Source organism: Pseudarthrobacter sp. Pseusp20 (genome assembly GCF_059492155.1).
On record NZ_CP168521.1, the window covers coordinates 3,670,856 to 3,683,605 of the forward strand.

11 protein-coding genes are annotated in these 12,750 nt (G+C 68.4%); 8 read left to right on the forward strand and 3 right to left on the reverse strand.

Annotated elements, in window-relative coordinates; genetic code table 11:
- Window positions 1–68 precede the first annotated feature (68 nt).
- Entirely contained in the window at window positions 69–569 is a 501-nt protein-coding gene (locus tag ACEN9K_RS17025; protein WP_051081332.1) for a MarR family transcriptional regulator, read from the reverse strand.
- A gap of 84 nt (window positions 570–653) precedes the next feature.
- Here ACEN9K_RS17025 and ACEN9K_RS17030 point away from each other — a divergent pair, with 84 nt between their 5' ends.
- The 8 genes from ACEN9K_RS17030 to ACEN9K_RS17065 all read left to right on the forward strand — a co-directional run bounded on the left by ACEN9K_RS17030 (window position 654) and on the right by ACEN9K_RS17065 (window position 9,621).
- A complete protein-coding gene (locus ACEN9K_RS17030; protein WP_495634706.1) occupies window positions 654–1,121 on the forward strand; it encodes a hypothetical protein in 468 nt (155 codons plus the stop codon).
- Window positions 1,118–1,783: a gluconate 2-dehydrogenase subunit 3 family protein gene (locus ACEN9K_RS17035; protein ID WP_495634707.1), complete on the forward strand. Its 666-nt coding sequence runs from the start codon at window positions 1,118–1,120 to the stop codon at window positions 1,781–1,783. Before ACEN9K_RS17030 ends, ACEN9K_RS17035 begins: the two co-directional genes overlap by 4 nt.
- The gene (locus ACEN9K_RS17040) at window positions 1,780–3,435 is read left to right on the forward strand and encodes a GMC family oxidoreductase (protein ID WP_495634708.1); all 1,656 of its coding nucleotides are present in this window, start codon (window positions 1,780–1,782) and stop codon (window positions 3,433–3,435) included. The genes ACEN9K_RS17035 and ACEN9K_RS17040 overlap by 4 nt, the downstream gene beginning before the upstream one ends.
- Before the next feature lie 2 nt (window positions 3,436–3,437).
- Window positions 3,438–5,228, forward strand: coding sequence for a thiamine pyrophosphate-requiring protein (locus ACEN9K_RS17045; protein ID WP_495634709.1), 1,791 nt, complete (start codon window positions 3,438–3,440; stop codon window positions 5,226–5,228).
- A 3-nt stretch (window positions 5,229–5,231) separates the two neighbouring features.
- Complete coding sequence (locus tag ACEN9K_RS17050) at window positions 5,232–6,338, forward strand: enolase C-terminal domain-like protein (RefSeq protein WP_495634710.1); 1,107 nt, start codon at window positions 5,232–5,234, stop codon at window positions 6,336–6,338.
- 42 nt (window positions 6,339–6,380) lie between these two features.
- On the forward strand, window positions 6,381–6,998 hold the full coding sequence (locus ACEN9K_RS17055) for a hypothetical protein (RefSeq protein ID WP_495634711.1): 618 nt from the start codon (window positions 6,381–6,383) through the stop codon (window positions 6,996–6,998).
- Window positions 6,998–7,753 carry a ZIP family metal transporter gene (locus tag ACEN9K_RS17060; protein WP_056392892.1) on the forward strand — a complete coding sequence of 252 codons (756 nt, stop codon included), beginning with the start codon at window positions 6,998–7,000 and terminating at the stop codon, window positions 7,751–7,753. The genes ACEN9K_RS17055 and ACEN9K_RS17060 overlap by 1 nt, the downstream gene beginning before the upstream one ends.
- Window positions 7,754–7,815: 62 nt before the next feature.
- Entirely contained in the window at window positions 7,816–9,621 is a 1,806-nt protein-coding gene (locus ACEN9K_RS17065; protein ID WP_495634712.1) for a glycoside hydrolase family 15 protein, read from the forward strand.
- On the opposite strand, the gene ACEN9K_RS17070 is transcribed toward ACEN9K_RS17065, so the two are convergent.
- Together ACEN9K_RS17070 and ACEN9K_RS17075 are read right to left on the reverse strand one after the other, a co-directional pair.
- Window positions 9,539–12,073 carry a zinc metalloprotease gene (locus ACEN9K_RS17070; protein ID WP_495634713.1) on the reverse strand — a complete coding sequence of 845 codons (2,535 nt, stop codon included), beginning with the start codon at window positions 12,071–12,073 and terminating at the stop codon, window positions 9,539–9,541. The two genes, ACEN9K_RS17065 and ACEN9K_RS17070, sit on opposite strands and share 83 nt — an antisense overlap.
- A 5-nt stretch (window positions 12,074–12,078) precedes the next feature.
- Window positions 12,079–12,750: a hypothetical protein gene (locus tag ACEN9K_RS17075; RefSeq protein ID WP_018768710.1), complete on the reverse strand. Its 672-nt coding sequence runs from the start codon at window positions 12,748–12,750 to the stop codon at window positions 12,079–12,081.

Sequence of the window (12,750 nt, forward strand, 5' to 3'; positions counted from 1 at the left end):
ACTATTGCGCAAACGCAAATATTGGGTTTCAATGAAAACATGGCTTGCCGCACCAGGATCCGGTCACGTCACGTACCGGCTCCCAACGTAAAGCGACCGTCGGAGGTACCCTGGCCACCGGCGGCGGCTGCGAAGGCCTCCAGCGCGGCGGCCAGCGCAGGACGCCGGCCCGCAGGCATCCTGGAAATCACCTCTGCGATGGCCTGCCGCCGGTGCTCCAACACGGAGTTGACCAGTTCCTTGCCCTTGCTGGTCAACTCCAACCGGATGTATCGGCGGTCCGCGGGGTCTTCACGGCGCTGCAGCAGGTCAGCCGCTACCAGCCGGTCGCAGATGCGGGTGGCATTGGATGCGTGCACGCCAAGCTCTGCGGCGACGCCGCCGAGGTTTTGTGGTCCGCGGGTATGGATAAGGACCAGCACCCGCAGCTGTGGCGTATTGACGATGTCCTCAACCTCAGCAACAGAGCGGGCCACCACGCGCAGAAGAGTGTCGGCGGCGCCCATCACCGCTTCGACTTCCCGACTTGAAGGTTCAGGGATCAACGCAGATCCGGCAGATGTATCCATGGGCACCAGTTTCCTCTAATGGTTGCTGTCCCGCAAAGTTTGCCAGCTTCCCTCGTCTGTTCGCAGGCGGCCCGAAGGAGAATCATGAAGACGCAACACCGGGCAGATCCGGTCCGCAGCACGGTGAATGGCATCGACCGGCTTGTACGGAATGTGCAGACGGGGAGGTTTGAGCGCTCCCTGTCAGGCCTGACGGCTGCCGGTGCCCTGGTCACGGCGGCGGAAATCTATCTGGAACATGACAAGGCCAGTTTCGGCAACAAGTGGATGTGGGTTCCCGTTGCCTTGGGCCCGCTGGGTGCCGCCGCGGGAGTAGCCGGCGTATTCAGCCGCCGCATGGCAAAGACCGCCCTCCCGCTGGCCAGCGCCGCGATCATTGCCAACGGGCTGCAAGGAACCTGGCTGCACCTGCAGGGCATCCGGCAGAAACCGGGCGGCCTGTCCAACCTGCGCTACAACCTGGAGATGGGTCCGCCGCTGTTCGCGCCGCTGCTGGTCACCCTGGTGGGCGGAATGGGGGTGCTGGCCTCCGTCCTGAGGCGGGAACCATGAGCAGCCTCCCACTGGACATGTCCGACGGCGGCGGCCGCTACCCCGGCTTCAGCGCCCGCGCCCAGGCGGGCCATTGGGACCGGGCGACTGCCGCCGTCGTCGAGTCCCGCCTGGGTATGCCGCCGGACGTCCGTTTCTTCACGCCCGCAGAGGAGGCCGCAGCGCGCGCCCTCTTCGACCAGTTACTGGGCCAGCAGGGCGAGCCCCGGGTGCCGGTGGTGAACATGGTGGACGCCCGCCTGGCCGATGAGCAAACCGACGGCTGGCACTATGACAACATGCCGAGGGACGGCGAAGCGTGGCGGGCAACGCTCGCGGCGCTGGACCGTGAAGCGCACTCCCGTGCCGGCTCCACCTATGCCGGCCTGGATCCAGAGCAGCAGGCCGGGCTCCTGCAGGACATCTGCAATCTGCACCGGGAACTCTGGCACGGCCTGCCGGCGGACCGGGTGTGGAGCCTCTGGACCCGGTACGCCTGCACCGCCTTCTACTCGCATCCCCTGGCCTGGGACGAAATCGGCTTCGCGGGACCGGCCTACCCGCGCGGCTACAAGAACCTGGGTGTGAACCGCCTGGAGCCGTTCGAGGTGCGCGACATCCGCCCCGATGCTGACCCCACCCACGGGCCAACCCACCACGCAGGCCACGGGGCAGACCGGTGAACAGGGTCCGCGAACGCAATGAGTCTGCGTGGCTGCTCCCTTCCGGACCCGGCAGCAACCTTCGGCTGCGGGAGAACATGCGGCGGTACGCCGAAACCGATGAGGTGGACATGGTCATCGTGGGCTGCGGAGCAGGAGGTTCCACGCTGCTGCAGCGCCTGGCACGGGCCGGGTGGCGGGCGGTGGCGTTGGAGGCGGGTCCGTTCTGGGAACCCGAGCAGGACTGGGTCAGCGATGAAGCCGGATCCCACCATCTGTACTGGACCGAACCACGGGTTATTGCCGGGACTGATCCCGTGCCCTTGGGGTCAAACAACTCGGGCCGGGGGGTGGGCGGCTCCATGGTCCACTTCGCCGGGTACACGCCACGTTTCCACCCCAGCGATTTCCGGACCTTCACTGCTGATGGGGTGGGCGCCGACTGGCCCCTGGAGTACGCGGAACTGCGGCCGTTCTACGAAGACATCGAAGCGGAACTGCCGGTCGCCGGGGAGCGCTGGCCGTGGGGCGACCCGCACGGCTACCCGCACCGGCCGCATCCTGTGTCCGGCAACGGCGAGCTGTTCCTGCGCGGCGCCAACGCCCGCGGCATCACCGCGAAGGTGGGTCCGGTGGCCATCGCCAACGGCAGGTTCGGCAACCGGCCGCACTGCATCTACCGGGGATTCTGCCTCCAGGGCTGCAAGGTCAACGCCAAGGCATCCCCGCTGATCACGCACGTCCCGGACGCGCTGGCCCACGGCGCCGAAATCCGCCCCGACTCGATGGCCACCCGGATCGGCTTTGACGAACGCAGCGGGCTGGCAACCGGCGTCGAATATGTCCAGGGCGGCGTCACGAAGTTCCAGCGGGCCCGCCTGGTGGCCGTGGCCGGCTACTCGATAGAAACCCCGCGGCTGCTGCTGAACTCCGCCACGCCGCGCTTCCCGGACGGGATGTGCAACGACTTCGACCAGGTGGGACGGTACCTGATGGTCCAGGGAGCGCCCCAAACCGCCGGGCGGTTCCAGGCCGAGGTGCGGATGTGGAAGGCCCCTCCCCCCGAAGTCAGCACGGAGGAGTTCTACGAAACGGACCCGGCAAAGCCATACAAGCGGGGATTCTCCATCCAGTGCGTGTCCCCGTTGCCCATCACCTGGGCCGAGCATGTTGCCGCGCAAGGGCACTGGGGCCCGGCGCTGCGCCGCTATATGAGCGACTACCCGCACTGGGCCTGCATGGGCGCCCTGTGCGAATTCCTCCCCCTGAAGGAGAACCGGGTAACGCTGGCGGACGAGACGGACCGGCACGGCATTCCCGTGGCGCGCTTCAGCTACGGCCAGTGCGACAACGACCGGCAGCTGATGTCCGCAGCACAGCAGGTCATGGAAGAAATCCTGACCGCTGCAGGGGCAGAGGAAGTCATCACCATCAACCGCTATGCCCACTTGGTTGGCGGGGCCCGGATGGCAGCCACCCAGGACGCCGGTGTGGTGGACCGGAACTGCCGCAGTTTCGCGGTACCCAACCTCCTGGTCACGGACGGCAGCGTGCTGCCCACCCAGGGCAGCGCCAACCCCGCCCTGACCATCATGGCGCTGGCGGCCCGCGCCGCCCGCGTCCTGGTCCAAGGCGCCCGCCGCGGCGCCACGATGAGCGCAAAGGAAGACTGATCATGGCAACCACAGTGGCCGACTACCTGCTCGCACGCCTCGGTGAGTGGGGTGTGGACAAGGTCTTCGGTTTCCCCGGAGACGGTATCAACGGCATCCTGGCCGCCTTTGGCAAGGCCGGCAACCAGCCGAAATTCATCCAGGCACGGCACGAGGAGATGGCCGCGTTCGAGGCCGTGGGCTACGCCAAGTTCGGCGGCCGCGTGGCCGTGTGCATGGCCACCTCCGGGCCCGGAGCCATCCATCTGCTCAACGGCCTCTACGACGCCAAGCTGGACCACGTTCCGGTGGTGGCCATCGTGGGACAGACGGCACGCAGCGCCATGGGCGGCTCCTACCAGCAGGAGGTTGACCTGCTGACTCTCTTCAAGGACGTGGCTTCCGACTACGTCCAGATGGTGACCGTCCCCCAGCAGCTGCCCAACGTCATCGACCGCGCCATCCGTATCGCGGAGGCCCAACAGGCACCCACCGCTGTGATCATCCCGGCCGATGTGCAGGAACTCGAGTATGCCGCCCCCACCCACGACTTCAAGATGGTCCCTTCCAGCGTCGGTGTCCGCTGGCCCGACATCCAGCCGGACAGCGACTCCATCCGGGGAGCTGCCCAGCTCCTGAACGAGGGATCGAAGGTGGCCATCCTGATCGGACAAGGGGCGCGGGGCGCGGCCGCGGAGGTCCGGGAAGTGGCTGAACTGCTGGGAGCCGGGGTGGCCAAGGCGCTGCTGGGCAAGGACGCCCTGCCCGATGACCTGCCCTGCGTCACCGGCTCCATCGGGTTGCTGGGCACCCGCCCCAGTTACGAGATGATGCGGGACTGCGACACCCTGCTCACGGTGGGATCCAGTTTCCCGTACACGCAGTTCCTGCCTGAACCGGGCCAGGCGCGTGGCGTGCAGATCGACGTCGACCCCAAGATGATCGGGCTGCGCTACACCAACGAATTCAACATCGTCTCCGACGCCGCTGCCGCCCTGCGCGCCCTGATTCCGCACCTGGCCCGCAAGCAGGAGCGGTCCTGGCGGGAAAACCTGGAATCGAACATCAGCCGCTGGTGGGAAACCATGCACGACGAAGCCATGGTCAGCGCCAACCCGGTCAACCCCATGCGGCTGTTCGCCGAACTCTCCACCCGGTTGCCGGCGGACGCGATGCTCAGCGCCGATTCCGGCTCCTCAGCCAACTGGTACGCGCGGCAGCTGAAGTTCCGGGAAGGCGTCCGCGGCTCGCTGTCCGGCAACCTGGCCACCATGGGCCCCGGTGTGCCCTACGCCATCGGCGCCAAGTTCGCCTTTCCGGCCCGGCCCGCCATCGCCTTCGCCGGGGACGGCGCCATGCAGATGAACGGGCTGGCGGAGCTCATCACGGTGAAACACTACTGGCGCGAATGGAATGATCCCCGGCTGGTGGTGGCCGTCCTGCACAACAATGACCTGAACCAGGTCACCTGGGAAATGAGGGCCATGGGCGGGGTGCCGGCCTTCCGCGAGTCCCAGGCCCTGCCCGACGTCGACTACGCGGGTTTTGCGGAGAGCCTGGGGTTGCAGGGCATCCACGTTGAGGACCCCGACGACGTGGGGCCGGCCTGGGAGAAGGCCCTCGCCGCGGACCGGCCCACCCTCCTGGACGTCCGCACCGACCCCGATATTCCGCCGATCCCGCCGCACGCCACCTTTGAACAGGCGCGGAAGACTGCGGAGGCCATGGTCAAGGGGGACGACAGCGCCTGGGGCGTGGTGAAGGAAGGGGTCAAGACCAAGATCCAGGAATTCCTGCCGCACAAGGAGGGCTGAACCGTGTCCGCCGCCGCCACCCCGGTCACCGCCATCCGGGCAAGCGCCTTCACGGTTCCAACCGACGCACCCGAAGCGGACGGCACCTACAGCTGGGACTCCACCACCCTGGTCCTGGTGGAAGCGGACGGCGGCGGGAAGACCGGGTTGGGCTGGACCTACGCCCCGGCGCCGGCGGCGGCCCTGGTGGAAGGCCTGCTGGCCCCGGCCGTCCAGGGCATTGACGTTTTGGACGTGCCGGCCGCCGCGGCGGCGATGGCGCGGACGGTGCGCAACCCTGGCCGGACCGGCCTGGCATCCTATGCCGTGTCCGCCGTCGACTGTGCCCTTTGGGACCTGAAGGCCCGGCTGCTGGAGGTGCCGCTGCACAAACTCCTGGGCGCTGTCCGGGATTCCGTGGCGGTCTACGGGAGCGGCGGGTTCACCACCTACACCGAAGCCCAGCTGCGGGACCAGCTCCAGGGCTGGGCCCAGGGCCAGCACATCCCCCGGGTGAAGATCAAGATCGGCCAGGACGGCGGGACGCACGTCGCGCGGGACCTGGAGCGCATCCGCCAGGCGCGTGCCGCCATCGGGCCCGGCACGGAACTGTTCGTGGACGCCAACGGTGGCTACAGCGCCAAGCAGGCAATCCGGGTGATGCGGGACGCAGCAGATGAGCACGTCACTTGGTTCGAAGAACCCGTCTCCAGCGACGACCTCGCCGGACTGCGGGCGGTGCGCGCCGCCGTCGACGCCGACGTGGCCGCCGGGGAGTACGGAACGGGACTTGTGTACTTCCGGCGCATGTGCAGCGCGGACGCCGTCGACTGCCTCCAGGCCGATGTCAGCAGGTGCGGCGGGATCAGCGAATGGCTGCGCGTGGCCGCCGTCGCTGCCGCCCACGGACTGGAAATCTCAGGCCACTGCGCACCCCACCTCAGTGCCGCCGTCGCCGCAGCCACCCCTAATTTCCGGCACCTTGAGTGGTTCCACGACCACGTCCGGATCGAAAACCTGTTCTTTGACGGAGCGCTTGACCCGGACGGCGGGTGGGTCCGTCCGTCGGATGTCCCCGGCAACGGGCTGGCCTTCCGCGCTGCCGACGCCCGCCCTTACCGGGTCCAGTAAAAGCAGGTACCCGCCAACCATGACAGGACCGAAAGGAAGCCCATGAGCACCAGCCCAGGCAACGCGAACCCCTCCGGGGCAAAGCCACTTGACCCTGACCCCACAGGCCAGGATCCGAGCGCCGAGGACCCCGGCGGGAGGCAGAAAGCGCTGCTGCAGGCGGTGATCTTCGAGGTCGCACGGGAGACCGAAGGCCGGGGGCTGGCGGATATCCGGGACATGCTGCAGTCAGGTTTCGCGCGCGCCGGCGTGGCGGCACCTACCAATGCATGGCTGGACTCGGTGGCTTCCGCGGCGTTCTATGGAGAGCCGTATATCATCGACCTCCCCGCAGCCCTGGCGGCGGAGGGTGCGGTGCCCGCCCCCAACCAGGAGGTACGGGAGCGGCTGGCCGTACGCCGGGAGCTGCGGCGGGAACAACTGCCGTCGGGGATCTTTCCTCCCGCGTCGGCCTGGGAGTTGGATGAGAGCGACGTCACCGGCAGAAGGCCGGAGCCGGGCCCCGATGCCCGGGCCGTGCTGGAAAGCACCCGTGCGGCGCGGCGGATGCTTGCCGTGGCGGCGTCAGGCGCGGCCGCGGGCCTGGCCTTTGCGGCGGTCCGGGCGGCGAGGAACGCACGGCGCTGGAGAAGCGGACGTTCGACGGCGGGTGGTGCCTAATGCCGGCATGGCTGCAGGCATGGATGTGGGGCACCATCGCCGGCGGGGCGCTGGTGGTGGGATGCGCGCTGGCGTGGAAATGGAAGATCCCGCCAAAGGTGGTGTCCTCTGTGATGTCGTTCGGCGCCGGTGTGCTGATTTCTGCGCTGTCGTTTGAGCTCGTGGAGGAGGCCGTCAACGGCGGCGGACTGTGGCCCACCATCGCCGGGTTCGCCAGCGGCGCCCTGGTGTATGTGGCTGCCAATGCCGTACTGGCCAGCAAGGGCGCGAAGCATCGGAAGCGGTCGGGCGGCAAGCAGCCCTCCGAAAAGGAAAAGCCGGGCAGCGGGACGGCCATCGCCATCGGCGCGCTGCTGGACGGCATCCCGGAATCGGTGGTCCTGGGGGTGGGGCTGGTGACAGCGGGCGCGGTCAGCCCTGCCATGCTGGCCGCCGTCTTCATCTCCAATGTCCCCGAGGGACTGTCCAGCACAGCCGGGATGAAAAGGGCCGGCCGCGGGCCTGGCTACGTGTTCGGCGTGTGGGGCGGCATCGCCGTCCTCTCCGGGCTTGCCGCGCTGGTCGGGTTCCTGGTCCTGCAGAACGCCCCCGGGGAACTGGTCGCCTTCATCACCGCCGTTGCGGCCGGCGCCATCCTGGCGATGCTCGCCGACACAATGATTCCCGAGGCCTTCGAGGAGCATCACCTGCTTACCGGCCTGATCGCCGCCGCGGGATTCCTGGCGGCATTCACCGTGGACCAGGTGGGCGGATAGCTTCCCGGCTTCCCAACTGGCGGGAAGCCGCACCATGTCGGATACGAAACCCGGAGGAACAGATGGCAAGGATCGAAGACTATGCGATCATCGGTGACCTGCACACGGCTGCATTGGTGGGCCGCAGCGGGTCCATCGACTGGATGTGCATGCCAAACTTCGATTCACCGGCATGCTTCGCGGCCCTGCTGGACTCGCCGGAGGCGGGGCGGTGGCGGCTGGCCCCGGCCGGAGCCGGTGACTGCACCCGGCGGCGCTACCGGCCCGGCACGCTGATCCTGGAGACGGAATGGGACACGGCGGACGGAAGCGTCAGGGTAACGGACTTGATGCCGGTCCGCGATGGTTCCGCTGACGTGGTGCGCATGGTGGAGGGCCTGAAGGGGAGCGTTGCCATGCAGGGCGAACTGTCCCTGCGCTTCGATTACGGCCGGATCGTTCCGTGGGTCCGGCGGACCAGCCACGGCATCAGCGCCATCGCGGGCCCTGACGCCGCCTACCTCAGCACCCCCGCGCCGCTGGAGGGCAAGGACATGCGGACCGTCAGTGAATTCACCGTCAACGCCGGTGACCGCATCCCGTTCGTCCTGCGCTGGGCACACAGTTACAAGCCCGTCCCGGACCAAACCGAGCCGGAGAAGGCGCTGGCCTCCACGCAGGAGTATTGGGAGCAATGGACCGGCCGGAACTCCATGGCTGGCGACTACAAAGACGCGGTGGAACGGTCCCTGATCACCCTCAAGGCACTTACCTTCGCCCCGACCGGAGGCATCGTGGCCGCCGCAACCACCTCATTGCCTGAGAACCCCGGGGGCAGCCGCAACTGGGACTACCGCTTCTGCTGGCTGCGGGACGCCACCCTGACGCTGCAGTCCCTGCTGGCCTGCGGCTACAAGGATGAAGCAGCGGCGTGGCGGGAATGGCTGCTGCGTGCGGTGGCCGGCAACCCCGCGGATTTGCAGATTATGTATGGGCTGGACGGGACGCGCCGGCTGCCCGAGGCCGAGCTGCCGTGGCTTGGAGGGTTCGAAGGTTCCAAGCCTGTCCGGACCGGCAACGCCGCGGCCCCGCAGCTGCAGCTGGACGTGTGGGGAGAGGTCCTGGACGGCCTGGCCCTCACCCGGGCCGCGGACCCAGGCACCACGGATGATTCCTGGGATATCCAGGTGGCGTTGATGGAGTTCCTGGAGGGCGCGTGGGACCAGCCGGACAACGGGCTCTGGGAGATGCGGGGGCCCCGGCGCCATTTCACCCATTCCAAGGTCATGGCCTGGGTGGCCGCGGACCGGATGGTCAAGGCCGTCCAGGAATCCGGCCTTCCCGGACCCGGGGGGCGCTGGGCCGCACTGCGCAAGCAGATCCACGACGACGTCATGACGCACGGCTTCGACCAAAAACGCAACACCTTCGTCCAGTCCTACGGCAGCAGCGAACTCGATGCCAGCCTGCTGCTGATCCCCCGCGTCGGGTTCCTTCCCCATGACCATCCCCGCGTCGTGGGCACGGTGGACGCGGTCCAGAAGAACCTGACCGAGGACGGGTTCGTCCTGCGGTACCACCCCGAGGCCAGCAATGACGGGCTGCCTGGCACCGAAGGCGTCTTCCTGGCATGCTCCTTCTGGCTCGCCGACGCGCTGCTGGGCATCGGCCGCCGGGACGAGGCCGTGGACCTGTTTGAACGCCTGCTTTCGCTGCGCAACGACGTGGGCCTGCTCAGTGAGGAATGGGACCCACGCAACAGCCGCCAGCTGGGCAACACGCCCCAGGCATTCAGCCATTTCCCGCTCATCCACTGCGCCCTCCAGCTGCAGCACGGCCCGCACCATAGCAATATGCCGCTGAAGGAAAGGCATGCTGGCCTGAAGTGAACGGCTCAGCCTGCGCTTGAGGTCGGGATTGGTGCGGGGGTCCCCCCTGCGCCGGAATCCACGGTGGTGCCGGCGTTGCCTCGTCAACGGACGACGTCGGCTGCCCGCCTCCCCCGTCCTGGCCCGCCGGCGCTGTGGCCACCTCAGTCGGAGCCGGGTTGGGCGCGCCGGCCGGGGCCGTCGGCTGGGCCGGGACGCTGGGTTCGGTTTGGGAACTGGACGTCGTGGGGCCCGGGGAGGCTCCTGCTGATGCCGGAGATGTCGGCCCGGAGGACGACGTCCCGGAAGTGCCCTTAACGATGGCCGTGATCTGCTCCTTGTACCCGTTCAACGTGGCCTGGATATCGGAGAGCGGCACGTCCTGGAGATTCCGGCCGTACTCGGCGATCTGTGCCCACAACGCCTCGAGCTGCTGCTTGCTGGCCGGATCCAGCGGCCCGTCCAGGGTCAGGACCAGCTGGCTGGCCAGGGCGTAGGCAAGGCAGTCCAGGCAGTTGTAGTTCGCCGCCGCGGAGAGGTTCTGCGGGACGATGACGTCCGCCTGCCCCACCACCAGGACCACCTGGAATCCGACAGCCACGGCGGCGCAGCCCGTGCAGTTGGCGAACGCGTAGGCCTCGTTGGTGGTGGTGACGGGGTCGGCGTCCTCGGCCCACACCAGCGCGAACGCCACGCTGTACGTCACCGAGCCGTCGGTGGTGTTGACCGCGAGCGCCTGGTTTCCGTCGCCCTCCGGGGCGGCGGGCCGGTCGAACGGGAACACCCAGGACGGCGCCGCAGTGCCGGAAGCAGCACCCCCGCCGCTGGAGGACGCCCCGGTACCAGAGGCAACTGCGGGTACCAGCACCATGCTCAGTTGCGGGTTGTCCCGCGTGGGCTTGGTGGCGCCGGCCGGCCACAGCGCAACGGTCTGCCCGGTTGCTCCCTGCCGGAGCGCCCCGCGCTCACGCTGGGGAAGGATTGCCCGGGTGGCGTCCCCAAGTGTCCCGCGTTCGTAAGCCTGGACCGGACGGTACGTCCCGCCGTCGGGCCACCATGCCCAGGCGAGCCCTGCCAGAAGAGCCGCGACGGCGGCCATGGCAACGGTGCGCTGCACCGCCTTGCCGCGCGTTTTCTGCCACAGCCCGGTCACCAGCTGCCGCAGCAGCCGCACCACGATGTACAGCACGCCCAGCACCGGCACGGCCACCACAACAACCGCCAGTGCCCGCACCGCCGCGCCCAAAACGTCGCCGGACGACAGACTCGCCGCCAGCATTTCCTGCTGCTTGACCGCACTCGCCCAGCCCGTGGCCACCAGCCGCGGCAGGGAAAGCACCATCATCACCATGCTGAACAGCAGCACCGGAACGGTCACCAGGACCCAGACGGTGACCACGGCCCGGGCCCAGGGCTTGAGCACCTTGCTTTCAGGGTTGCCCCACCGCCACGGAAGGATCCCCAGGAGGGTGGGCTTGATCCGCTGGAAAAGGTCGGGCACGCCGCTGGCGTCGGCCAGGATATGGTAGCCGTCGTACTTCACCAGCGGGATCAGCTGGCGGACCATCTGCAGGATCTGCGTGACCACTACGAGCAGCAGCGCATCAAAGCCGGTGGCCCACCACAGTCCCATGATGGCCACTGCCACGATGGCGTTGAAGTACAGGCCGCCCAGGTCCGTGCGGATCCGGCCGCCGCGGCCCAGCCGGTATGAGTCGGTCACGTCCGTGAAGAACGCGGGCCACAGCAGGTACAGCCCGGCGCCCATTGCCCCGGGTGTTGCCCCGCCCTTGCGGGTGGCGGCGGCATGGCCGAATTCGTGGAAGCCGGCGGAGAGGATGGTGACGGCGAGGATCAGCAGCAGGAGGGCGGGCTGGGCAAACGCCTCGTGGGTGGCCGAGCCCAGGCCCTTGACCATGAGCACCCACCAGCAGGCGGCCAGGAACGCCGCGGTCACGGCCACCACGATCAGCGGGTTGAAGAAGACAGCGAACGGGGCCGTGATCCTGCGGGTGCGTTGGGGGTCGGACACGATGTAGCGGAACCGCAGGCCCAGCAGCGGGTTGGCCTTCCTGACTTCGGGCTGGGTGCCGTCGGCGAGCCGGAGGAGGCCCATCGGCAGCAGTTGGGTGTCCATCAGGGTGCGCACGTTGTCCGCGCTGACCAGCCGTCCGGAGCCTTCGCTGACGTGCCGGGCGATGCCCTCAAGGTCCCGCGTCCCGTCGGCGGCCTCCAGCACCAGGTACAGGAGCCTGGTCAGCTGCAGGGTCTGGCCGTCGGCGCGCCGAACCAAGGCGGGCGGTTCGCGGTAGCCGGATCCCTCAGCGGGGCCAAGCAGCTGCACACCGTCGGCCAGGGCTGGAAGGTGGCCGCCCGCCGTCGAGCTGCCTTGGTCCGGCGGGTCCTGGGCAAGGGTGGCGCGTGACGACGGCGGGCCCGCCTCGGGAGGCGGCCCGCCGTGGGTTTGGGTCATCTGCCTTACTGCTGCAGGTCGGACTGCTGATCGGCCGTGGCGTTGGCCTCGCCGTCGATGTGCTGCGAGATGGTGGCGCTCTGGTCCGAGATGGCGTAGGCCTGGCTGTCGATGGAGCCGATGTTCGCGGCCACCGCCGCGTCGATGGGAGCGGCAACGTTGGCGTTGGCGGCCACGGCACCGTTGATGGGTGCCGCGATGGCGGCGTCGGCGTCCAGGTTTACATCGACGTTCAGAAGGTTGCCGTTCAGGGCGCCCGCTGCATCCGTCAGCCCGCCGGTGCCCGAGGGGACCGTTACCGAACCGGACGTTCCGTCCGTGGTCCCGTCCGTGGTTCCGGTATCGGTGGTACCCCCGTCAGCGGTGCCATCAGCCTGGCCGATGACGCTGTCCTGCGTGGAGTCCGCATTCGCGTCGGCAGTGATGCCCTGGTCAATGGCGGCGTCCTGGCTGGACAGTGCCTGCGCGTCCGAGCCGAAGGACAGGATGTTGGCCGAGGCTGCTGCGTCGATCGGTGCCGCCACGTTGGCGTTGGCGGCTACGGCCAGGTCGATGGGTGCTGCGGCGTTGATACCAAGGTCCAGGTCAGCGTTCAGGTCCAGGACCGATGCAACTTCCTTGTCCGGAAGCGCGGTGGCCTGTTCCGACATCAGTTCTTCATCAGTGAGGGGACGCAT

Coding starts and splice junctions, on each gene's coding strand:
- ACEN9K_RS17060 (WP_056392892.1), top strand. CDS start 6,998: ATGCCGGCATGGCTGCAGGCATGGATGTGGGGCACCATCGCCGGCGGG.
- ACEN9K_RS17025 (WP_051081332.1), bottom strand. CDS start 569: ATGGATACATCTGCCGGATCTGCGTTGATCCCTGAACCTTCAAGTCGG.
- ACEN9K_RS17065 (WP_495634712.1), top strand. CDS start 7,816: ATGGCAAGGATCGAAGACTATGCGATCATCGGTGACCTGCACACGGCT.
- ACEN9K_RS17055 (WP_495634711.1), top strand. CDS start 6,381: ATGAGCACCAGCCCAGGCAACGCGAACCCCTCCGGGGCAAAGCCACTT.
- ACEN9K_RS17075 (WP_018768710.1), bottom strand. CDS start 12,750: ATGCGTCCCCTCACTGATGAAGAACTGATGTCGGAACAGGCCACCGCG.
- ACEN9K_RS17045 (WP_495634709.1), top strand. CDS start 3,438: ATGGCAACCACAGTGGCCGACTACCTGCTCGCACGCCTCGGTGAGTGG.
- ACEN9K_RS17070 (WP_495634713.1), bottom strand. CDS start 12,073: ATGACCCAAACCCACGGCGGGCCGCCTCCCGAGGCGGGCCCGCCGTCG.
- ACEN9K_RS17035 (WP_495634707.1), top strand. CDS start 1,118: ATGAGCAGCCTCCCACTGGACATGTCCGACGGCGGCGGCCGCTACCCC.
- ACEN9K_RS17030 (WP_495634706.1), top strand. CDS start 654: ATGAAGACGCAACACCGGGCAGATCCGGTCCGCAGCACGGTGAATGGC.